Origin of the sequence: Enterococcus mundtii (assembly GCF_013394305.1) — a bacterium.
Taxonomy (GTDB): Bacteria; Bacillota; Bacilli; order Lactobacillales; family Enterococcaceae; genus Enterococcus_B; species Enterococcus_B pernyi.
This window is the reverse complement of sequence record NZ_AP019810.1, coordinates 48,735-71,849: the sequence shown is the minus strand read 5'-3', so window position 1 is coordinate 71,849 and position 23,115 is coordinate 48,735. Positions and strand designations below refer to the sequence as shown.

Below are 23,115 nucleotides of genomic sequence, written 5' to 3'. Positions count from 1 at the left end.
GTATTCAATTAAAAATTTTTTACTGATGAATGGAAGAACTGTCAGTTAAAATTTAATCATTTAGTTTGAATGAAACACTTGTTCTAAATCTTTTACCAGAAAAAATGCCAAAGTTCATAAAAACAAATAATGGTCTGCTTTTTTTAGTTTTTTCATTAATTTCCGGATTTCTTTTATTTCATTAGGCGTATAGCCACCAATTATCCCTTTAACCAATGCTTTTTCTTTTTCTACTCCTGCCTTTTTATGATGAAGTCTTTTTTCAAAATCAACTATTTCTTTTGAAAATTTATTTTTTTTAGGCAATCAGAAAAAAAACACCCCCTATATATACGGTTATATAACAATTATATTATTATTATTCTAAAATTGTAACCGTTCGTTTAAAAAGGGGGAGAGGGATTTAGCTGATATTTTTATTTTGTTCTTTTTGCCTTTTACTGGTAATTACTTTATGTAAATTTTCAAAGGCCTCGAATCCATATTCTTCTACGAATTCATCAATTTCTTTGAGAAGTTCTTCATTATCAAGCTTTGTTTCTAACTGTTGTTCTTCTAATTTTTTTCCTGCAAAAGAGATTACTGACTGTTGTCTTTCGCTATTAAGTTTTTCAAAGATAGAGAGTAGACGACGAGAATTTTCTTCCTCACCTTCAATAATATAACCTTTTGTCACATGAAATAACTCAGCAATTTTTTGAATAGCACCCATACGAGGTGTTTTTAATCCAGTTTCCCAATTAGAAATAGTTTGCTTGCTAACACCGACTTTTATTGCCAATTCTTCTTGCGTCATTTGTTGTTTATGCCTTAGTTCACTAATCTTCTGTCCAATAATATTTTTATCCATAATAATCCTCCGAGTTCTTACTCCAATAATATACCAGAAACTGGTCTAAATCAACATTAAGTTATACATAGTTATATAAAATTATTTACTATAACTTTAAGTTATATTAAAATATATAAATAGGAGGTGTTTTATATGTTGCAAATATCTTTGAAAGCAGCAAGAGTAAATTCAGATTTGAATCAGACTGAAGTAATTGACATTCTGCAAAATAGTTATGGTCTAAATCTTACTAAGGAACAGCTTGCTGAGTACGAGGATGATGCCACTGATGTGCCGATTTCTTTAGCAAAGAAATTTTCGGAAATTTATGGTATTTCCGATGACTATATATTTTTCGGTAACAAATCAACTTTAAGTTATATTTCGCGTGGATTAAACCAAAATAATCTTTAGTGATTCATGTGATAAACATCAAGATAACCACTTAAAATTGATGAACAGCATATGACCTATTATTTGATGTGACGAATAAAATCATTTAAACCAAACGATGGTCTTTCAACATTTTAGCGTCCTTGTAATAGGTACTAATATAAGCAGACACATTTAATTTTTATTAAGGAGTGAGTAAGAATGCCATTGAACTGTCGGTCTAGAAAAAAAGAAAAAACTCGGACATACAAATCTTCGGTTTATCCAACCAGATTCTGAAGGAATAGAAGCAGTAATGAGGTAATTGAAGGGAAAACCACGTTGGAAAAGAGGAGTAAAAATGGAGTCTGGATTACGTAATCTCAAAAATCCGGTCAAACAGGTCAATCATCCTAAATAGACACGAAAAGAAATAGAAAAGTATTGTGTATCCAATGATATTGGTTATGAAGATTTAATGATTGGCTAATTCGAACAATCATTAGTTTAAGTATAGTATGACAAAAAAATACTTCATACCTTACGAAACGTCTATTTATATATGAGTTGGAAAAGAAATAAAATGAAAACTCTGTGCAATTTAGTTTGTGGTTTGACTAGTAGAAGCCAAATACTTTATATCAGTAGATCTAAAAGATGAATTTTTAAAGGAGTGATTTTTTGTGATGTACCCCAAAAGAATAGATATGAAACAAACAAGATGTAATGTGAGAGAAGTTTTAAAAAATTTTCGTAAACTTGATCGGCTGGTAGGACGTGTCACAGTCGACATTCAATCTCCTCATAGAATCAATAGCTTAAAAGCAACTCTTTCTGATCAATCTTCAGAAAGGGCATCTATGCAAATGATAGCGATTGAAGCAGAAAGGAATGCAATCTTAAATGCTTTGATGGTTTTGAGTCTAACGAATCGAATGATCCTTTATTATTCTTATTTTGTTCCTGAAAGTTTTTCGAATTATAAGATTAGTCTTGAAATCGGTTATTCCGAAAGAACGATTCAGAGAAAAAAAGCAGAAGCATTGATTGAATTCGCTGAAGCATATAAGACTGGAAAACTGATTGCGTATAAATAATTTGGCGTTTTTTTGGCAGATGATTGGCGGTTCCCATCTCTTCTTTGATGCTAGTATGAATGTAAGCTTAGGAAATGGCAGAAAATAATAAGTATTTGTTTTTCTATGTAATAACAGGTGATAGATAGGTGTATCTACATTTTCAAGATGAACATGGCACATATAGTGGAATAAAGAAAATAGAGCAATCAACTTAAGTCACTATATGAAACGAAAGAAGAATCAAATGATGAAAGATACAAATACTCTCACAGAAACAAAAACGTCAAAGATAACGGAGGTAGAGAATGACGGAAGTATCAATTGGTGAATGGATGGCTGTCATAACACTTGGTGGAACGTTGATTGTAGGCGTAGCAAAATTCTATGCAATGTTTACAAAGCTCGATCATACATTGGGGAAATTAGAGAATACTATTATTCGAGTAGAAAAAAGCCAAATCGAGTATGGCAATCGTCTCTCAATTATTGAAGAACAAATCAAATCTATTTTCAAACAAATTGGAAAGGAGGTGAAGTAGGTTGACCGAAATCTTAACGATTTCAAGTATTATCACACCACTGGTCGTCGGTGTGACAGAACTGGTGAAAGGACAAATAGGACGCAGTAAACTTTTGCCTATCAGCAACGTGGTTACTGGAATTTTGCTTAGTGGGCTGTATTCCTTCTCATTCGTTCCACAGGATCTCATTCTTTATTTATGGGCAGGAGCGATTGCTGGTTTGGCCGCAGGTGGATTATTTGATTTAGGAGATCATGTAATGAAGTTACAGGAGTCTAATAAAAGCAATTGATCGTCCAAGTTTCTTTTACCAGTAAAGGAGGTGAGGAAGATAAGACTGGAGGATCTACGAGGAGATGGACGTATTTTAGGACCGACCAATGCCAAAAGAAAGGCATCAGAAATAACTAAAATTGCGCGTCATCATTCGGCAACAACCACAGGAGATGTATGGGCGTTTCAAAACTATTGGAAGAACACATTGGGGTGGGGAACTGGTGGCTATCATGAGATTATCCTAAGAGATGGCACGGTACAATGGTGTTACTTTGATGAAGATATCACAAATGGTGTGGGGGGACATAACATACCAACCTACCATATTTGTCTTGTTGGAAATGGCTCGTTCACTAAAGAACAGGAAAAAGCATTTGACACGCGAGCAAAAGCGGCGATGCAACGTTTTGACCTATCAGTGAAGGATGTTTTGGGGCACAATGAGTTCATTGGACACTCTTCGACTATCTGTCCGGGTATTAACATGAGGATGATTCGTGATCGCTTAGGTGATGCTGAGGACTTGACACATGATGAAATCATTTTAGCTAGTCCACCCAAGGTAGTCGGAAACTATCGAGGAAAATTAGAAATATTTAATGAGCTATCTTTAGGTATATTTCGGATAGCAGGATGGTTAATACCCCAAAATGGAGCAGCCTTTTTGGATCTAGGCTATGTTTTTTGGATAGATGCCGATAATCCCTCTGTAGAAATTGGTCGTTGTCGGTCAGCAGGCATTATACGAGACGATGTGAATGTTGCTTACGACTTACCAACTGGTTTACGGTTTGGTTTGGACGGCACACTTGACATTCAAAAACATGCAGGAAAAAAAGTATTTCCGATGTTAAGACGGACGAATGAACCAAACGGAAATATGATCAGTGGACAAACAGTTGATGTTTCTTTTCCAGAATATACTTTGACCATTCCTAAACGATAATAAAGTTTGTTTCATTGTTCATATTATAATCAAACAAAAACAATACAACAATAAATAAAATATCAAAATTTAATGAGAAAATGATTTTGTAAAATAATAAAATCAGAGAAAGGAAGATTATTATGACAATCAAAATTGAGGATTTACGAGGAGATTCACGGATTTTAGGACCAACTAATGCGAAACGAGACGTTTCAGTGGTCAAAAACATTGCACGTCACCATTCAGCAACTGAAACAGGAGATGTTTTTATCTTTCAACAATATTGGAATGGAGAACTAGGCTGGGGAACTGGCGGTTATCATGAGATTATCTTACGTGACGGAACTGTACAATGGTGCTACTTTGATGAAGATGTAACTAATGGTGTTGGTGGGCACAATACACCAACCTATCATATCTGTTTAGTAGGAAATGGTTCATTTACGGAAGCTCAAGAAGAAGCTTTCAATCAGCGTGCGAAAGCCGCAATGGAACGATTTGGTTTATCCGTTGAAAACGTCTTAGGTCATAATGAGTTTAGTGGACATGCGTCAAATATTTGTCCAGGGACAAATATGGATGCTGTCAGAGATATCCTTAATGGTGGGGATGGCAACGTTCCAGAACCGGACTATATCATGCATGATTGGAATAAAGAAATGGTCGTAGCAGCAGATGTTTTAAATGTACGCCAAGAGCCAAACACACGATCAGCAATCTTACGTCAATTAACTAGAAGTCAAGTTTTCCATTCTGCACGAGTGACGATCAACGGGGAGTTAGTGAATGGTATCAGACACTGGTATGAAGTGGATGGTAACGGCTGGGTTTCAGGATCATTAGTAGCAGAAGCATCTTCTGATAATGAATGGATTGAAAGAAAAGGCGAGGTGACTGTCGCTATTTCAGGAGGGATCAACTTACGAGGACCTTCAAGTGACAATGTAACCAATCCAACTAGTCTGCCAATACTACGTCGCGTGGATCTGGGGGAAACGTTCGAATATGACAAAATACTCGTACAAAAGAATGGCCATGCCTTTGTAAGACAGTCAATTAGTGAAGGTTATACTTGGTTGGCTATTGGTTCAACTGCTAATGGAATCGTTACTTCATACTGGGTTACTGGCATTGAAATCTAATTGCTATAATTAATAATTACGCACAGTTTTGAGAAAAGCCGAAAACTAACAGAAACAAGTAAAAAAACGAGAATTTGAAAATAAATTTTCGTTTTTTTACTTGTTTTCGAAAGATTTGCCTTTGAAACTACATCGATAACCACTATTTCTCTTATTCAAGTATAGTGAGAGTTAAGGGAAGCTCGAACATACTCTAATGGACCTCGAGTCCGTGTAAAGAAAAGTCGAATCGGAATGAATGAGTGAAAGATGTTCAATCAAATAATAAAGGAGAAGTCGCATGACCTTTATTTTTGCTTTTGACGTATCTAAAGGTAAAAGTTACAAAGTACTTTACCATAATCAACAATGTCTAACAGAAGGGAAAGTCTGTCATAATCAAGAAGAGTTCCGCCAGTTACTTGAAGAAATCACCGTACTGCCAGAAACGCCTGAAATTATTTTTGAAGCAACCGGTGTCTCCTCTCGTCCATTAGAAAAATTCTGTCAAAATAACCGGTTAGCCTATTGTCTATTAAACTTTTTGGAGAGAGATATTAGCCCTCTCATACCACCTGAAACTGAATAAGCGGTGAGAACAGAATCAACCTCTTCATTATTTATATAAAAGAGCTGTACTGCTGTGAAAGTATGTCTATCTAGGAAATAGCGACTAAAATAGTAAACGAAATAGAGGATTTTGAAAACATTCATTTGCTTGCGTAGCAATTGTTTATTATGAGTATGAATGGTAAAAGCAAAAAAATTACGTATTAGGTATATGCTAGATTATGAATATAGCCAGGGACTAATAAGAGAAGATATTTGAAGTAATCAATTACAATGAAAAATAGAAACAATAAATTCACTGAAAAAATCTAAAATCATTTATTTGAAAGTTAGATTATAAAGCTTTTCTTGCGCTTAACTCATTCAATATTCTTTGTACAGTAATTTATAAAGAAATTATCATTAAATGCTTAAAACTTGTGTATAATAAATTTAATGAATTTTAGGAGGAGATAGAAATGAGAGAATGGAAAACGATCAAGGAATACGACGAAATCTTATTTGAACAATATGGGAAGATTGCTAAGATAACAATCAATCGTCCGGAGGTCCATAATGCTTTTACACCAAAAACAGTCTTTGAGATGATCGAAGCTTTTACAATCAGTCGTGATCGTCAAGATATCGGTGTTATCATTTTGACAGGGGCTGGTGACAAAGCATTTTGTTCAGGTGGCGATCAGAAAGTTCGAGGAAATGGTGGGTATGTTGGTGAAGACCAAATTCCGCGTCTGAATGTACTAGATTTGCAACGATTGATCCGAGTCATTCCTAAGCCAGTGATTGCGATGGTAAAAGGTTGGTCGATCGGTGGTGGAAATGTCTTACAACTTGTGTGTGATATCACAATCGCAGCCGAAAATGCGAAATTCGGTCAAACAGGGCCTAACGTTGGGAGCTTCGATGGTGGCTATGGTTCGGGTTACTTGGCTCGTGTCGTAGGGCATAAAAAAGCGAAAGAAGTTTGGTTCATGACGAAGCAGTATAGTGCTGAAGAAGCGTTGGCAATGAATTGGATCAATACGGTCGTACCGCTCGAACAAGTAGAGGATGTGACGATCGAGTGGGCAGAAGAGATGTTGAAGAAAAGCCCACTAGCTCTACGAATGATCAAAGCGGCAATGAACGCAGATACAGATGGCTTAGCAGGTATCCAACAATTGGCAGGGGATGCGACGCTTTTATATTACACCATGGATGAAGCACAAGAAGGACGCGACGCATTTAAAGAAAAAAGAGAACCTGATTTTGACCAATTTCCTAAGTTCCCTTAAACCTCAACCTAATAGCTGGTTGCAAAAACAAGCAATGCTTCATCCAGATGCACCAGCCTGTCAGTGGAACGATCATCATTTGTCTTTTCGCGAGCTGACTTCACACGTTCAAAGTTTTGCAGAGTATTATCATCGAATATTACCCAAAGCGAGTGAACGAGTTGCCTTGTATTGTGAAAATGATTTAGATGCCTATTTATCGATCTTGGCATTATGGGAGTTAGGAAAAGAAATCCAGTTTGTCAATACACGCTTGACGACGAATGAGATCAGTGAACAGATGGCAGATGCTGGGACATCCACTCTTATTTCTGCCAATAAATTAGCAGTCAACGAGCGCATCACTTGGTTTTCATTTCCCGATCCTTCGGAATTACACGTCCTACAGCCGAAGGATTGGTTTGATGAAGGGTACGGAGAAAAGGCAATTGCGTCAATCATGTATACGTCTGGAACGACAGGTAAACCGAAAGGCGTACCGCAAACATTTGCCAATCACTATGCGAGTAGCCAAGCGACTGCGCTAAGTTTAGAAGTAGATCGTTCAGATAGCTGGATCTGCTGTGTGCCACTCTATCACATTAGTGGCTTGTCTATTTTATTACGCTCACTTGCTTTAGGCATCCAAGTGATTCTGTTGCAGGGATTCTCTCCTCAACAAGTCCATCAACTTTTAGCAAATGGAAGTGGCAACTATATTTCTTTGGTCAGCAAAATGTTGAAAGACCTTGAACCATTGATCCCAGAAAGTGGTTATGCTCCCTCATTCAAAAAAGTATTATTAGGGGGAGGGCCGGGAGAAGGACGAGTCATGCAAGCATGTATGGAAAAACAGGTGCCTGTGATGCTTTCTTATGGCATGACAGAAACCTGTTCACAGATCGTCGCCCTTTCTCCGGAGTCATTCGAAGCAAAAACCGGTTCTTCTGGTAAAGCTTTGTCTGAGGTATCGATCCGTATTCAAAAAGATAAGAAGTCAGATCAAATGGGAGAGATTTTAGTCAAAGGACCATCGATCATCGACCACTATTTGAATTGCGTCAATCCGGATTCTTGGACAGAGGATGGTTGGTTTCACACTGGCGATTGGGGGTACCTTGATGAAGAGGATTATCTTTATATTGTCAGTCGCATGAGTGAACGCATCATTTCGGGGGGAGAGAATATTTTCCCAGTTGAAATCGAGCGAGTACTTTTAACTTGCAATAAAATTGCGGAGGTCGCTGTCGTAGGGGCTTGGGATAAAACATGGGGGCAAACACCTGTTGCTTATGTGCGATTAGATGAACCACTTACTGATAGAGAAATCACTGATCTACTAGCGCCATTAGCACGTTACAAGCATCCAACTAAAATCTACTGTGTCTCGGAAATTCCTAAAACGGCGACTGGAAAACCAATCAAACGTCTTTTAATGACAGAAGAAAGAGTGAATTACATTGAATATCAAATTAGATAGCTCAATCGATGATCAGCTTTTAAAAAATCATCTTTATTTTACTTATAGCTACGAGCTTGGTGAACAAACGGTAAAAAAACTCTTGCCTCTTGTCCCATCTAAAGGAGATCGCTTTTATTGGTGTCCTCCTGATGAGGATTGTGAGCTATTAGGAATAGGAGAAAATTTATTTGATGGACAACAGGATGATATGCCTAGTGCTATCAAAGGATTTTCTCTTGAGTTTTCTAAAAGTTTTTTAAACGTATCAAGCCAGAAGGGGGGACCTTTGCTTTTTGGAGGCTTTCCCTTTGATCCAAACAACTTAAAAGAAAAGATTTGGAGTGAGGTTGAATCTGGCTATTTCATTCTACCAAGTATTCTTTTCAAGCGAATAGGTTCAAAGACTCAAGTTGTTTTGACAATCAGAAAAGAAGCTGCAACAGCCAGGAGTCTTTTAAAAGATTTTTCGTATTTAGATAGTCTTGTGAGTGAATTGTTAGAAGGCAAAGAACAAGAACAATCAGTAAATGTTCTTGTGTCGTCCGAAGAGCTGGCAGTTCCAACTTTTCTACACAATGTAGATGATGCGCGCAAGGAAATCATACACAAAGCTACTTCGCTTAAAAAGGTCGTCTTAGCAAGACAATTGGCAATACACGGATCTTTCCAGTCGATCACTCAAATTCTTCATCGTTTAGCTGAACAACAACCACAGACTTATTTATTTCTTTTAGCATCGAATCAACTTGCTTTCATTGGTGCAACTCCAGAACGATTGATTCAAGGAACGAAAAGTCATTTTATGACTGCTGGGATAGCAGGTTCGGCACCTAGAGGATCTACTATGCAGGAAGACGATGAAATCGGCAAAGAACTTTTAAAAGACTCTAAAAATACACAAGAACACGGAATTGTTGCGCAACGATTAGAGGATCAATTAGCAAATATTGTCGCAGGGGATGTCGCTGTTTCTTCCCGTCAGTTATTGAAAAACCGTGATATTCAACATTTAGCGATGACTTTCTCTGGAGAACGTAAACAGGGAGTCTCATTGATCGATGCGGTTGAACTGATCCATCCTTCACCGGCTTTAGGTGGTGAACCTCAAAGATTAGCGTTGCAATGGATCAAAGATCATGAACCTTTCGGTAGAGGGTTATACGGGGCACCAATCGGGTGGGTGGACCCGATCGAGGATGTCGGTGAGTTTGCTGTAGGCATTCGCTCAGGCATCTTGACTGAAACCGAAGGAATATTATATGCAGGTTGTGGCATTGTTGCGGATTCTGATCCTGAGGCAGAACGCCAAGAAACATTGCTGAAATTCCAACCAATGCTTAGAGGAGTGAAAGGATGACGAGACAACAAGAGATGACCGCTTATTTATTGGCATTCATCAAAGGAATGAAAGAAGGCGGGCTTAAAAATGTCGTGATCAGTCCTGGTTCACGATCGACCCCACTTGCCTTGTTACTTCATAGAGACCCAGAGATCAATACAACAGTCAATGTTGATGAGCGATCGGCGGCATTCTTTGCATTAGGTATGGCAAAAGCATTGAAACAACCAGTCGGGGTTCTTTGTACGTCTGGTACTGCCGCAGCGAACTTCTTTCCAGCGGTTTGTGAAGCAAAAGCAACAAACATTCCTTTACTATTGCTAACAGCAGATCGTCCACCAGAAGCACGTGGCGTTGGTTCGTCACAAACGATGGACCAACAAAAGTTATTTGGTTCGCATATCAAAAAGTTTATTGAATTAGCACTTCCTGAAGCCAGTTCGGAAATGATACGGTATAGCTACTGGCATGGTGCCAATGGTGCCTATGAAGCAACACGCGTGCCTGCTGGCCCTATTCAGATCAATTTGCCTTTTAGAGAGCCATTATTGCCTGATTTAACTTTTTCTCTTGATGGATCTTTTCATCCAAAAAAACTGGTTACTCAAATTGTGTCGAAGCAAGTACCGGAGCTTGTTCCTTGGCTATCAAAAAAAGGGTTGATGATCGTCGGTAAAGAATTGACACCTGATGAGGCAAAAGCGTTACTTACTTTAGCAACAGCTTTACAATGGCCAATCATTGGCGATCCATTGGCAAATCTAGGTGCTTGTCAACAAATGAGCGATGTCTATCTTCCGCACGCAGATTTGATTTTTTCTGGACCGGTTCCTGAAACTCCTGAAGTCATTTGGCAATTTGGTAATCTTCCTGTAGCTAAAAATGTGATGCTTTATTTAAAAAAACATCACGAAACTATTTCTGACTATGTCTTGATCGATGAGGAAGAATGGCGTGATCCATTACATTTAGGAACAAGTTTTATCCAAATCGGTGTACTTGATTTCTGTAAACTAGTATCGGAAACTTTGGATGCAATACCTACGCCACCCCCTGACGAATGGTTGGTGCAATGGAAAAGAGCTTATCAAAAAGCGAGAGAAGTTATCACTAAAGAATTGTCTATCGATGAATGGAGCGAAAGCAATGCTAGTTGCCAGTTATTGCAAGCGATAAAATCAGAGGAAGCTTTATTTTTGGCAAATAGTAACGCGATCCGCTTTGTTGATCGTTTTGCTTCGCCTACTACAGAGTCATTTCCGATCTATGGGAATCGAGGGATCAACGGGATCGACGGGTTGATTTCTACAGCGGCAGGAATCGCTTTGGTAAGGAACAAGCGGATGTTTGTCTTGATCGGCGATCTTGCGCTGTTTCATGACATGAACGCGTTGGAGCTAATTCGACGTTATCACTTACCTGTTACTTTAGTCGTATTGAACAACAATGGTGGTGGAATTTTTTCTTTTCTTCCTCAAAATCAACTTTCAGAGACTGATTTTGAACCATTGTTTGGTACACCACTTGATTTAGAATTAGAGAAAGTAGCAGATTTATATAATGGTCATTATATACAACCACCTTCAAGTAAAGAGTTTGAGCAAGCGATTGAAAAAAGCCGGAATCAAGGGGATTGGACAATGATTGAAATCAGAGGGCAACAACAAGAACCTGTCCAATTATGGGAGCAGATGAAGCGTCGTTATCAGGAGGAAATAGACTGATGCCAGTTAAGACTGTACGTGGGGTGGCTTACCATTACCGTTGGTTACACCAAACTGATCCAAAACAGCCAACGGTTATTTGTTTGCATGGCTTTACCGGTAGTACACAAACGTTTATGTTTGAGAATCCTCAGTTTAATTACTTAGCCATTGATTTGATCGGTCATGGAAAAACAGCGGTTTACCTTCATCCTTACCGTTACCAACTTACGTCATTGGTAGCTGATTTGGCGAGTTTAGTCTCATTATTAAAAATTCCTTCTTTTTATGTATTAGGCTACTCGATGGGGGCTCGAGTAGCACTTGCTTGGGCGCTCGAACGGCCACAAGGGATCAAAGGCCTCATTTTAGAAGGTGGAACTGCAGGAATTGCAGATGAACAGCAACGAAACCATCGTAAAAAAGCTGATCGAAAACTTGCTTTACGTTTATTGAGAGAGCCTTTGAGTGATTTTGTTGATGATTGGGAGAAGTTGCCACTATTCGCTTCACAACAGGCGTTATCCTTGGAACAAAAAAGCAGAGTAAGAAACGAGCGCCTTGCTCAAAATAAGCTAGGTTTAGCATTAAGTCTTTACTATATGGGAACTGGCGCGCAAAAAAATTATTGGCCAGATTTAGCGAGTATCGAATGCCCACTATTGTATCTTGTTGGTCAAAAGGATGAGAAGTTCCAAAAGATCGGTAAACAAATAACAAACATTAAAGAGATTTTTCGTTGCCAGATCCTTACGGAATGCGGGCACTGTTGTCACATCGAGCAACCTAGGCTATTTGAGACAACTGTCACTACTTGGATCAGTGAAATGGAAAGGGAGTGGACGCCATCAAAATAGTCAACATCCAACAGTACTGTTTGCGATTCCCCTTAGTGACACCTTTCAGAACGAGTTATGGTCGATTGGATACAAAGGCTTTTGATTTGTTGATCGTGGAAGATGAGTTAGGGAATCAGGGGATCGGCGAGTTAGTCGCTTTTGAACGTGCAGATTACATCGAAGAAACGATTGATATGAGTCGATCGGTATTACAAAAAGAGCTGATTCCTTGTTTATTCGAACTTGACTTCTCACATCCAGAAGAAATTTGGTCAGCTTTCAAATATACGCAAGGGAATTTTATGGCAAAATCAGCGGTCGAAACAGCGGTTTGGGATCTTTATGCTCGTCGAATAGGGAGCCCATTACAAAAGTTGTTTTCCGCCGAACGATCAGCGATTCCCGTAGGTGTCAGTATTGGTGTCCATGACAACCCGATAGATTTACTTGCGACTGCAAAAACTTATGTTGATCAAGGATACCAACGAATCAAGTTGAAAATCACTCCTGGCAATGACTTAGTGCCACTGCAAGTGTTGCGTGAACAATATCCAGAGATCCAATTGATGGCTGATGCGAATTCTGCTTATACGATCAGCGATCTGCCGTTATTCAAGAAAATGGATGCCTTGAAGCTTGCGATGATCGAACAACCTTTTCACCCTCGTGACTATGTTGACCATGCCATACTTCAAAAGGAAATCAAAACAGCAGTTTGTCTTGATGAGAATATTCGAACACTGGAAGACGTAAAAACAGCTCATGCACTGGGAAGTTGTCGAGCAATCAATTTAAAGATTCCCAGAGTCGGAGGAATCACTGAGGCTTTAAGAATCGTCGATTTTTGTCAGGAAAATGACTTGCTCGTTTGGTTAGGTGGGATGTTTGAATCCGGAGTCGGTCGAGCGATGAATCTGCATTTTGCAAGTCAAGATTGCTTTACTTTTCCAGGAGACTTGTCTGCTTTTGATCGCTATTTCTATGATGATATTGTCGAACCCAAAGCACGAATCACAAATGGACATTTGAGGATTCCTGGTCAATCAGGGATTGGTGTCACATGGCAAGAAGAGCAGTTGTTAAAGTATGCATATGATCAGAAAACCTATGTAAATAAATAGCGTCAAGAAGATGAATCACGCATGTTTTGTAAACAGTGTGCCATTCATCTTTTTTTTTGCTAAAAATCTTGTTACCGATAACAACAATGTAAGCGTTGTCTTTAAGTTGGTTATCTTTTATAGTTGTTTTTGTTAACTGAAAGACAAGGGAGGACTGAAATGAATACTGCAGCAATTTATCATCGACCTGAAAGTGAATTTGCTTATTTATACAGTGATACAACGATGCGGATTCGCTTACGTACAAGTAAAGATGATGTCAAACAAGTTTCTGTGATCAGCGGAGATCCATATACGATTTTCTCAGAAAATTGGTATTTAAAAGAACAACCAATGAAAAAAGGATTAAGTACACTTCTTCATGATTACTGGGAAATCGAGTTGACGAGTGATACTAGACGATTGCAATACGGTTTTCACATCGTGGGAATTGATGGGATGGATTGTTTTTACGGAGACCAAGGAATATTCCCTTATCAAGAAGAAACATTGGCGAATGCAAACTATTATTTCCGTATGCCATATTTTCAACAAATCGATCGCTTCAAAGTACCTGAATGGGCAAAACAAACGATTTGGTATCAAATATTTCCTGAACGCTTTGCGAATGGTGATCCAACAAATGATCCTAAAGGTACGTTGTCTTGGGGAAGTAAAGACCCGGATCGAGAAGATTTCTTTGGCGGAGATCTTCAAGGGGTGATCGATCATCTCGATTACCTAGCTGATTTAGGGATCACAGGGATTTATTTCTGTCCTGTTTTTGAAGCAACCTCGAATCACAAATATGACACGATCGATTACTATGCGGTCGATCCACAATTTGGTGATAAAGAGTTATTGAAAGAGTTAATCACAAAAGCGCATGATAAAGGAATCCGAATCATGCTGGATGCCGTGTTCAATCATATGGGGAGTCATGCACCACAATGGCAAGATGTGATCGAAAATGGCGAGAAATCCCGCTACAAAGACTGGTTCCACATCCATTCATTTCCAGTGGATGCCTATCAAATGACAGATGTTCCTGAAACAGCCGAAAATCTGGCATATGATACGTTTGCTTTTACGCCATTTATGCCTAAGCTCAATACAGCAAATCAAGAAGTACAAGATTATTTATTAGATATTGCCACGTATTGGGTCAAGGAATTTGATATCGATGGGTGGCGGTTAGATGTAGCAAATGAAGTGGATCATCATTTTTGGAAGAAATTCAGAGAAGCGGTCACTACGATCAAACCTGATATTTATATTTTAGGCGAAATCTGGCATTCTTCTCAAGCTTGGTTACAGGGCGATGAATTCCATGCGGTGATGAACTACGCCTTTATGGATTCGATCAAAGACTATTTCGTCCATAAAAAAATCACACCCACTCAAATGGTCAGTGGCATGAATCATCAGCAAATGCTTTATCGTGATCAAGTCAATGAAGGGACATTCAATTTATTGGATTCTCATGATACAGCCAGAATCTTGACTTTGTGTAAAGAGGACAAGGAACTGATGAAATCAGTGTTAGCTTTCATGTTCTTACAAAAAGGGGCGCCTTGTATCTACTACGGAACAGAAATCGGCATGACAGGTCATGATGATCCTGACTGTCGAAAATGTATGGTCTGGGAAAAGGACCAGCAAGATCTTGAATTGAAGGGGTTCGTCAAAGAATTGATCTGTGTGCGTAAACAAGTGCAACAAGTGTTGATTGAAGGGGATCTGACTTGGCGATTGGTCGACGACAAAAACGAACAAATTCACTTGACTCGTCATCTCGATCAGCAAACCATTCATGCTTATTTCAATCAAGGAACAGAATCGTATTTGGTAGATTTAGAAAATGATGTTTTGTTCAGCCAAAATTGTGACATCTTAAAAGACGGCAAAGCTGAAGTCCAAACGAATGGATTTTTGATCCTTTGTTAAGTTGTTATCGGTAACATAGAGAAAGCGTTTGCAAATCGAGCTTTTGTAAACATATAATCAAATTGTAAGAGGAATAGAATAGAATCGGAGGAAAAAAAATGAGTAAACAGTTGCTAAAAAAATTCGGGTTAGGCGCATTATCTTTAGGGTTTATCGGGGGACTTGCTGCCTGTGGTAATGGTGGTTCATCAACTGCAGCAAATGAAGAAGATGGAAAAACATTAACGATTTCTGTCGATTCTGGTTACAAAGATTATGTCAATGAGATCAAAACAAAATTTGAAGAAGACAATGACGTTAAAATCAAGTTAGTCGAAAAAGACATGTTCGAACAATTGGAATCACTTGCGTTGGACGGTCCCGCAGGAAAAGCACCAGATGTCATGATGGCAGCTTATGACCGGATCGGAGCATTAGGACAACAAGGGCATTTGGCAGAAGTGAAATTGGGGAACGAAGCAGATTACAATGATACGGATAAAGCTCAAGTAACGTATGAGGATAAAATCTATGGGGCACCGGCAGTTATCGAGACACTAGTTTTATACTATAACAAAGATCTAGTTGACACTGCACCGACAACTTTCAAAGATTTGGAAGCGTTAGCAAAAGATGAACGTTTCAATTTTGAATCTGAAGAAGGAACGAATACAGGATTTTTAGCAAAATGGACTGATTTTTATTATTCATATGGCTTGATTTCTGGTTACGGGGGCTATGTATTTGGTGAAGATGGAACAGACCCATCTGAAATTGGGTTAAACAATGCAGGAGCAGTAGAAGGAATCACTTATGCTACAGATTGGTTCCAAAATGTTTGGCCTAAAGGAATGCAAGATATCAAGAGTGCTGGCGACTTTGTCAACCAACAGTTCATGTCGAACAAGGCAGCAGCGATTATCGATGGCCCATGGCAAGCACAAACTTATCAAGAAAACAACATCAATTATGGCGTATCAAAAATCCCAACATTGAATAATGGTGAATCTTATCAACCATTTGGTGGAGGAAAAGGTTGGGTCGTAAGTAACTACTCTAAGAATAAAGAAGTGGCTCAAAAATGGTTAGATTATGTAACCAATACAGAAAATCAAGAAAAATTCTTTGAAATGGTCAACGAAGTACCAGCCAATCAAGCGGCTCGTGAAACAGCAAAAGGCACAAATGATGAATTGACGACTGCAGTTATTGAACAATATGAAACAGCACAAGCAATGCCAAATATTCCAGAGATGGCAGAAGTTTGGACAGGCGCAGAAAACTTGATGTTTGATGCTGGTTCAGGCAGAAAAACACCAAAAGAATCGGCTGACGACGCGGTGAAGACGATCAGCGAAGCAATTGAGCAAAAATATTAATTAGATCATCAAAAAGGTTGGAGCTGTGAAGGAAATTGCTTCTCAGCTCCATGTTTTACCTTTGATGAACGTGAGATGATTTTATAGAAAAGGCGCTTCAACATACAGCACCTGTTTTTAGTATCAAGAGGGGGGAACAACACCATGCAACAAGAAGATACAGCGGTCAATGTCAAAGGCACGATGTTACGTTCGATCATTCCAGGACTGGGTCAATTTGCAAATGGTCAAGTATTTAAAGGGGTCGTATTTTTAGCACTATTTATCGGATTTATCATCCAAATGGTTTTAGGTGGTTTTCAATCCTTAATAGGTTTAGTTACCTTAGGGAGTGTCCCAATGGAAGATCACTCATTATTTATGTTGATCCAAGGAACTTTGCAATTGATTGTGACAGCCTTGTTTTTATTTTTTTATTTCATCAATCTAGTAGATGCAAAACGTGTCGCAGTCATGAGAAAAGAAGGGAAAAAGATCAATCGAACAATGAAGGAAGTCATACATAATGTGGGTGATGAAGGCTTTCCTTATCTCTTGACGCTTCCAGCGTATCTATTGATGATTTTCACGATCATCTTTCCGGTTCTAGTGACATTATTTACAGCATTTACAAACTATGATTTCCAACACATCCCACCAGCAAGTTTGATCGACTGGGTGGGAGCAGAAAACTTCTTCAGTATTTTCTTTTTAAGTTCTTATCGAAATACATTTGTTGCCGTGTTCTCTTGGACCGTCATCTGGACGCTTTGTGCAACTACTTTACAAATCACGTTAGGCGTATTTACAGCAGTGATCGCGCACCAGAAATTTATCAAATTCAAACGTGTTTTTGGAATTATTTTCCTTTTACCATGGGCAGTCCCAGCATTTATCACGATCATGAGTTTTTCAAACATCTTTAACGATAGTGTGGGAGCGATCAACACGCAAGTTATTCCATTCTTGAATAATATCCCCTTTGTAGATATTGCCTCCGTTCCTTGGAAAACTGATCCGAACTGGACAAAAGTCGCAATCATCTTGATACAAGGCTGGTTAGGTTTTCCTTACATCTATGTGATGGTCACAGGGATATTACAATCGATTTCTGAAGATCTTTACGAAGCAGCAAAAATCGACGGTGCGAATGCTTGGCAGCGCTTCTCAAGTATCACGTTGCCAGCAATCTTTCTTGTAGCAGCACCAACGTTTATCACACAGTATACAGGGAACTTCAATAACTTCTCCATGATCTACCTCTTCAATAATGGGGGACCGGGAAGTGTCGGTGGTGGTGCAGGATCAACGGATATCTTGATTTCGTGGATCTATAAATTGACCACGGGGACCTCGCCACAGTATTCGATGGCTTCTGCGATCACGCTGATCATTTCGATGATCGTCATTGCCGTTTCTCTGTTGGTATTCAAGAAAACTAATGCGTTCAAAATGGAGGACTAGTCATGAAAAAATTTAGTACGAGTGCTAAGTTCCAACGGAGACTTTCGCATTTCTTCACTTATGTGTTTTTGATCCTATTGTCGATCATTATCATCTATCCGTTATTGATCACAGCTAGTACTGCTTTCAAACCAGGCAATATTGCTGCTTTTAGTTTGGATTTCTCCGGTGATTGGACCTTAAATAATTTTTCTCGCTTATTCAATGAAACCTTGTATGGCACGTGGTATAAAAATACGTTGATCATTTCTGTTTTAACGATGGTCATTCAAGTAACTGTTGTGACACTTGCTGGTTATACGTATAGTCGTTATCGTTTCATCGGAAGAAAATCAAGTTTGATGTTCTTTCTAGTGATCCAGATGGTACCAACGATGGCAGCTTTGACCGCTTTTTATGTGATGGCCTTTCTATTAGGTGCATTGGATCGTTATTGGTTCCTGACAATGATCTATATCGGTGGGGGAATCCCAATGAACACTTGGCTGATGAAAGGATACTTCGATACAGTCCCAATCGATTTAGATGAATCAGCTAAATTGGATGGTGCAGGACACTTTAGGATTTTCTTGCAAATCGTCTTGCCATTAGTCAAACCAATGATCGCAGTCCAAGCGCTTTGGGCATTTATGGGACCATTTGGTGACTTCATGTTGGCACGTTTCCTACTTCGTACGCCTGAAAATCAAACAGTCGCAGTTGGATTACAAACCTTTATTTCTGATGTAACCAACCAACGCGTTTCTCTGTTTGCGGCGGGAGCAATCTTGATTGCTGTACCAATATGTTTATTGTTCTTCTTTTTACAAAAAAACTTTGTGACCGGACTGACATCAGGCGGGACCAAAGGTTAGGAGTCGTTTGCTATGGATAAATTCCCACTCAATTACTTTTCAAGCTTAAGAAGTCCAAAACAGTTGTTTTTAGGTAGAAAACAACTCACTTGGCCAAAATTTATCGTGATCTTTCTGTTTCTAATTTCTTTTATGGTCATGCCGATTACTTTATTTTATACGAATCAAGTCTCGGCGATCCCGATGGAACAATTCTTATCGGTGAATACGTTGATCGATCAGGAAGGGGTGGCACGCTTACGTGAACTACAACTTACGAACGGTCGCTTAACAGCTGACTCTGAGATCATTAGTGTAACAAACGATGTCATCATCGGAACAGCACTGACGCCAGAAGAAATGGCAGAAAGAGGAGCCGCAATCAATTTTGAAGAGACCAGCTGGACGATCCGTCAAGAAGAGGATGGACAAAAACGAGAATACAATATGTCATATCCCTCCTCATTTGATTTTATGAGAATGACAAGTCCAAAAGAGTTTGAACAGTTTTTAGAGAATGAATTTTATGCGAGTAATCGACCGATGATCATTTTATCTTACAGTTTGACGTTAGGTATTTTATTGTTTATCATGACTGGCTTGATTTTGTTCGGCGCTGCCTTCTTTTTATGGCTAACAAGAAAAAGCAAATTCTCTTCTATAAAAAACTTTAAAGAGAGCGCAAATTTGATGTTGAATGTTCTAGGTGTGAGTTCGATAATTGCTGGTTTTGTCGGTTTTATCCATTTTGATTTTGTCTTGATGATGGGCATCCAGTCGACCATAGCCGTTTTATTGTTACTATGGATTTTCGCTAAAACTGGCTTCAAAGATTCAAAAGCGATCCAAGTCTGATCGAATCAAAAAAATGAAGAATGTAAGAGGGAAAGCAGAAATGTCTTCCTCCTTACACTCTTTATTTTTGTGTTTCTGAAATTTTCAAAAAGCTTTTATTTATTGCCTGTAATCTGTTGATTCTTTGACGAAATAGGTATAACGTAATAGTGTAATTTTTGTTTTAGGAGGATCATTATGTTAGAAAAAACAATTTATCATCAACTATTTTCGCACTCTTTTTCACTTCCAGTAGAAGTCACGTATTGGGATGGAACGACGAAGCAGTATGGGGATACCGATAACCCTCCACAAATCAAAATCACGCTCAATGAAGAGATCCCAATCAAAGAGTTGACGAAAAATGCTTCTCTTTCTTTAGGGGAAGCTTATATGGATCATCGCATTGAAATCGAAGGGAATATCCAATCATTGATCAACGATGCTTATAGTCATACCGATAGTTTCTTGCGTAGCAAAGATTATCTGAAGTGGTTACCAAAAAAAGAGAAACACACAAAGCAACAAAATAAAGCGGATATCCATGCTCATTATGACTTAGGCAATGATTTTTATCGCTTATGGCTTGATTCAACGTTGACGTATTCTTGTGCTTATTTCAAAACTCCAGAAGATAGTCTGGAGCAAGCACAGATCAATAAAGTCCATCATATTTTAGATAAGCTATTTATCAAAGAAGGGGAATCCCTCTTGGATATTGGTTGTGGCTGGGGAACGTTACTATTTACTGCTGCAAAAGAATATCATGTCAAAGCGACTGGTATTACTCTCAGTGAAGAACAATACAACTTCATCACCAATAAAATCAAAGAAGAGCATCTAGAAGACCAATGTCGTGTGTTTCTAATGGATTACCGTGAGTTGAAAGAGGAGACTTTCGATCATATCACCAGTGTGGGGATGTTCGAACACGTAGGGTCAGAAAATCTACCTGAATATTTCAAAGTAGTCAAAGATTTGTTGAAACCTAAAGGAACTGCTTTGATCCATGGAATCAGCCGACAACAAGGTGGTGCAACGAATGCGTGGATCAATAAATATATTTTCCCTGGCGGTTATGTACCAGGTGTGACGGAACTGATTAAGGATATCACGGAAAACGATCTACAAGTGATCGACTTAGAAAGTTTACGTCGTGATTACCAATGGACATTACAACATTGGACGCAACGTTTCCATGCGGTTCAAGAGCAGGTGACTCAGGAGATGGGTGATCGGTTCTATCGTATGTGGGATCTTTATTTACAAGCCTGTGCCGCATCTTTTGAATCGAGCAATATCGATGTGATCCAGTACTTGTTAGTCCATCCAGGGAACAATTCGATCCCAATGCATCGGAAATAATTTATTGAGTTTTGTTTTTTTATTTAAATGAAAAGAACCTGTTTTTACTTTTTTACGTAAAAACAGGTTCTTTTTTAGTTGTAAAATCAGACTATAGACTGATTTTTCATGGTATCGGCTGACAGTATTCACTCTTTTCGTTATACTGAAAATAAATACCTAATAAAAAGGAGAATTGTTATGAAATCAAAAGTTATTTTTACAGGCTTATTTTCTTTACTACTTTTGGCGGGGTGCCAGCCAAACCAAACAACTACCCCATCAAGTACGACCAATCAGTCGTCAGAAACAACTGTAACCTCTACGAACAAGTCAGAAGACTCTAGCACATCCGCTGGTTCTACTGATTCATCCTCTTCACAAACAGCAAACCCTGATATTCAAGTTTCTGCGGATCGTGCGATTGAATTATTCCAAAACAAATACCCAGATGCAGCAATCACTAGCTTAGAACTCGATAGTGATTGGGGAAGCTACTTCTACAAAATTGAAGGTGTCGATGATCAAAACGAATATTCAGTGAAAATCAATGCGATGGACGAAAAACTTGAGGCAGAGAATCCAGAGCAATTAGATCGTGACGAACAAAACGGCAAGAAAAAATCAGAAGACGGCTTAGATGTCAGCAATCTGATCTCAATCGAAGAAGCTGGGAAAATCGCGGTTGAAAAAGTTGGCGCTGGAACTGCTACAGATTGGGACCTTGATAAAGAATTAGGAACTACTTACTGGGATGTCAAAGTGAAAAATGGCAACCAAACAACAAATGTAAAAATCAATAGTCAAACAGGAGAAGTATTGTCTTCAGAAATCGATGATTGATCGAACATTCGATAAATTTTTGTTGATTTTGTTCGCTTAAATGATACACTAGAAAAAACGCTTTATTAAAAGGAGAGAATAACTTGAGCTTAACGACTACTTTCTTAAATCATTCTTTTGAAAATCCCTTGATGAACGCTTCTGGTGTCCATTGCATGACTACAGCGGAATTAGATGAACTTGCACATTCGAATGCGGGGGCGTTCATTACAAAAAGCTGTACCATCAATGAGCGAGCAGGAAACCCTGAACCTCGTTATTATGATGTGCCACTGGGGAGTATCAATTCAATGGGCTTACCAAACTTAGGTTTTTCCTATTATCTGGATTATGCATTGGCCTACGAGAAAGAGCATGGACAAGAACAACCATTGTTTTTCTCGATTGCCGGTATGAGTGCAGAGGAAAATCTGGAAATGTTGAAGTTGATCGAAGAAAGTGATTACCAAGGGATCACTGAGCTGAATCTTTCATGCCCAAATGTTCCAGGAAAACCGCAGCTAGCTTACGATTTCGAGGCAACAGCAGTTTTATTGAAAGAAGTCTTTCAAGTGTTCTCAAAACCGTTGGGAATCAAACTTCCTCCTTATTTTGATTTCGCCCACTTTGATCAAATGGCGGAAATCTTGAATCAGTACCCGATCGCCTATGTGAACTCGATCAACAGTGTGGGAAATGGCCTTTATATCGATACTGAGAGTGAAACAGTCGTCATCAAACCAAAAGATGGTTTTGGTGGACTTGGAGGCGAATATATCAAACCTACTGCGTTAGCGAATGTCCGGGCATTTTATACCCGCTTGAAACCAGAGATCAAAATCATCGGTACTGGCGGTATCCGCAATGGACAAGATGCTTTTGAACATTTATTATGCGGCGCAAGCATGTTACAGATCGGTACGGAACTTCACAAAGAGGGAGTAGCTATTTTTGATCGTATCAGTAAAGAATTAGAGACGATCATGGCGGAAAAAGGCTACCATTCAATCGACGAATTTAGAGGGAAATTACGCTCGATGTCGTAATACCTCTTTCATTCTTATAACTAGAGAAAAACACTTGAAGCATTCAGTTGCTTCAAGTGTTTTTCTATTTAGAATAAGAGACTAAGCGTAAAC

Annotated in this window: 23 protein-coding genes; 21 read left to right on the top strand and 2 right to left on the bottom strand. The window is 38.8% G+C overall.

Annotation, left to right across the window (positions count from 1 at the left end):
- Positions 1–114: 114 nt before the first annotated feature.
- Together HZ311_RS00350 and HZ311_RS00345 are read right to left on the bottom strand one after the other, a co-directional pair.
- Positions 115–306 (bottom strand): hypothetical protein, encoded by a 192-nt coding sequence (locus HZ311_RS00350; RefSeq protein ID WP_023519704.1) that lies wholly within the window; start codon positions 304–306, stop codon positions 115–117.
- Positions 307–403: 97 nt separating this feature from the next.
- Positions 404–850, bottom strand: a complete 447-nt coding sequence (locus HZ311_RS00345; protein ID WP_023519703.1) for a helix-turn-helix domain-containing protein — start codon at positions 848–850, stop codon at positions 404–406.
- A 135-nt stretch (positions 851–985) separates the two neighbouring features.
- Here HZ311_RS00345 and HZ311_RS00340 point away from each other — a divergent pair, with 135 nt between their 5' ends.
- The 21 genes from HZ311_RS00340 to HZ311_RS00240 all read left to right on the top strand — a co-directional run bounded on the left by HZ311_RS00340 (position 986) and on the right by HZ311_RS00240 (position 23,022).
- The gene (locus HZ311_RS00340; protein ID WP_066025029.1) at positions 986–1,246 is read left to right on the top strand and encodes a helix-turn-helix domain-containing protein; all 261 of its coding nucleotides are present in this window, start codon (positions 986–988) and stop codon (positions 1,244–1,246) included.
- Positions 1,247–1,887: 641 nt separating this feature from the next.
- Complete coding sequence (locus HZ311_RS00335) at positions 1,888–2,301, top strand: ArpU family phage packaging/lysis transcriptional regulator (protein WP_023519701.1); 414 nt, start codon at positions 1,888–1,890, stop codon at positions 2,299–2,301.
- Positions 2,302–2,588: 287 nt separating this feature from the next.
- The gene (locus tag HZ311_RS00330; protein ID WP_178946387.1) at positions 2,589–2,822 is read left to right on the top strand and encodes a hypothetical protein; all 234 of its coding nucleotides are present in this window, start codon (positions 2,589–2,591) and stop codon (positions 2,820–2,822) included.
- A gap of 1 nt (position 2,823) precedes the next feature.
- Positions 2,824–3,096 (top strand): holin, encoded by a 273-nt coding sequence (locus HZ311_RS00325; RefSeq protein ID WP_010735413.1) that lies wholly within the window; start codon positions 2,824–2,826, stop codon positions 3,094–3,096.
- Positions 3,097–3,126: 30 nt separating this feature from the next.
- The gene (locus HZ311_RS00320) at positions 3,127–4,026 is read left to right on the top strand and encodes a peptidoglycan recognition protein family protein (RefSeq protein ID WP_232092499.1); all 900 of its coding nucleotides are present in this window, start codon (positions 3,127–3,129) and stop codon (positions 4,024–4,026) included.
- A gap of 122 nt (positions 4,027–4,148) precedes the next feature.
- Positions 4,149–5,150 (top strand): N-acetylmuramoyl-L-alanine amidase, encoded by a 1,002-nt coding sequence (locus tag HZ311_RS00315; protein ID WP_010735415.1) that lies wholly within the window; start codon positions 4,149–4,151, stop codon positions 5,148–5,150.
- 280 nt (positions 5,151–5,430) lie between these two features.
- Positions 5,431–5,718: a transposase gene (locus HZ311_RS00310; RefSeq protein WP_023519698.1), complete on the top strand. Its 288-nt coding sequence runs from the start codon at positions 5,431–5,433 to the stop codon at positions 5,716–5,718.
- 439 nt (positions 5,719–6,157) lie between these two features.
- Complete coding sequence (gene menB / locus HZ311_RS00305) at positions 6,158–6,973, top strand: 1,4-dihydroxy-2-naphthoyl-CoA synthase (protein WP_010735416.1); 816 nt, start codon at positions 6,158–6,160, stop codon at positions 6,971–6,973.
- Complete coding sequence (gene menE / locus HZ311_RS00300; protein WP_023519697.1) at positions 6,948–8,432, top strand: o-succinylbenzoate--CoA ligase; 1,485 nt, start codon at positions 6,948–6,950, stop codon at positions 8,430–8,432. The genes menB and menE overlap by 26 nt, the downstream gene beginning before the upstream one ends.
- Positions 8,413–9,771 carry an isochorismate synthase gene (locus HZ311_RS00295; RefSeq protein ID WP_232092498.1) on the top strand — a complete coding sequence of 453 codons (1,359 nt, stop codon included), beginning with the start codon at positions 8,413–8,415 and terminating at the stop codon, positions 9,769–9,771. The genes menE and HZ311_RS00295 overlap by 20 nt, the downstream gene beginning before the upstream one ends.
- Positions 9,768–11,477, top strand: coding sequence for a 2-succinyl-5-enolpyruvyl-6-hydroxy-3-cyclohexene-1-carboxylic-acid synthase (menD, locus tag HZ311_RS00290; RefSeq protein ID WP_023519695.1), 1,710 nt, complete (start codon positions 9,768–9,770; stop codon positions 11,475–11,477). Before HZ311_RS00295 ends, menD begins: the two co-directional genes overlap by 4 nt.
- Positions 11,477–12,313 (top strand): 2-succinyl-6-hydroxy-2,4-cyclohexadiene-1-carboxylate synthase, encoded by an 837-nt coding sequence (menH, locus tag HZ311_RS00285; protein WP_023519694.1) that lies wholly within the window; start codon positions 11,477–11,479, stop codon positions 12,311–12,313. Before menD ends, menH begins: the two co-directional genes overlap by 1 nt.
- Complete coding sequence (gene menC / locus HZ311_RS00280; RefSeq protein WP_041684420.1) at positions 12,304–13,416, top strand: o-succinylbenzoate synthase; 1,113 nt, start codon at positions 12,304–12,306, stop codon at positions 13,414–13,416. Before menH ends, menC begins: the two co-directional genes overlap by 10 nt.
- 159 nt (positions 13,417–13,575) lie before the next feature.
- Positions 13,576–15,342: a glycoside hydrolase family 13 protein gene (locus HZ311_RS00275; RefSeq protein ID WP_023519692.1), complete on the top strand. Its 1,767-nt coding sequence runs from the start codon at positions 13,576–13,578 to the stop codon at positions 15,340–15,342.
- Between the two features lie 98 nt (positions 15,343–15,440).
- Positions 15,441–16,700 (top strand): extracellular solute-binding protein, encoded by a 1,260-nt coding sequence (locus tag HZ311_RS00270; RefSeq protein ID WP_023519691.1) that lies wholly within the window; start codon positions 15,441–15,443, stop codon positions 16,698–16,700.
- A 144-nt stretch (positions 16,701–16,844) separates the two neighbouring features.
- Positions 16,845–18,143, top strand: a complete 1,299-nt coding sequence (locus HZ311_RS00265) for a carbohydrate ABC transporter permease (RefSeq protein WP_010735424.1) — start codon at positions 16,845–16,847, stop codon at positions 18,141–18,143.
- Positions 18,144–18,145: 2 nt separating this feature from the next.
- A complete protein-coding gene (locus HZ311_RS00260) occupies positions 18,146–18,997 on the top strand; it encodes a sugar ABC transporter permease (protein ID WP_010735425.1) in 852 nt (283 codons plus the stop codon).
- A gap of 12 nt (positions 18,998–19,009) precedes the next feature.
- Complete coding sequence (locus tag HZ311_RS00255; protein ID WP_023519690.1) at positions 19,010–19,831, top strand: integral membrane protein; 822 nt, start codon at positions 19,010–19,012, stop codon at positions 19,829–19,831.
- Between the two features lie 177 nt (positions 19,832–20,008).
- Positions 20,009–21,175: an SAM-dependent methyltransferase gene (locus HZ311_RS00250; protein ID WP_023519689.1), complete on the top strand. Its 1,167-nt coding sequence runs from the start codon at positions 20,009–20,011 to the stop codon at positions 21,173–21,175.
- Positions 21,176–21,355: 180 nt separating this feature from the next.
- The gene (locus HZ311_RS00245; RefSeq protein WP_023519688.1) at positions 21,356–21,997 is read left to right on the top strand and encodes a PepSY domain-containing protein; all 642 of its coding nucleotides are present in this window, start codon (positions 21,356–21,358) and stop codon (positions 21,995–21,997) included.
- A gap of 83 nt (positions 21,998–22,080) precedes the next feature.
- Positions 22,081–23,022 (top strand): dihydroorotate oxidase, encoded by a 942-nt coding sequence (locus tag HZ311_RS00240; RefSeq protein ID WP_023519687.1) that lies wholly within the window; start codon positions 22,081–22,083, stop codon positions 23,020–23,022.
- Positions 23,023–23,115 lie beyond the last annotated feature (93 nt).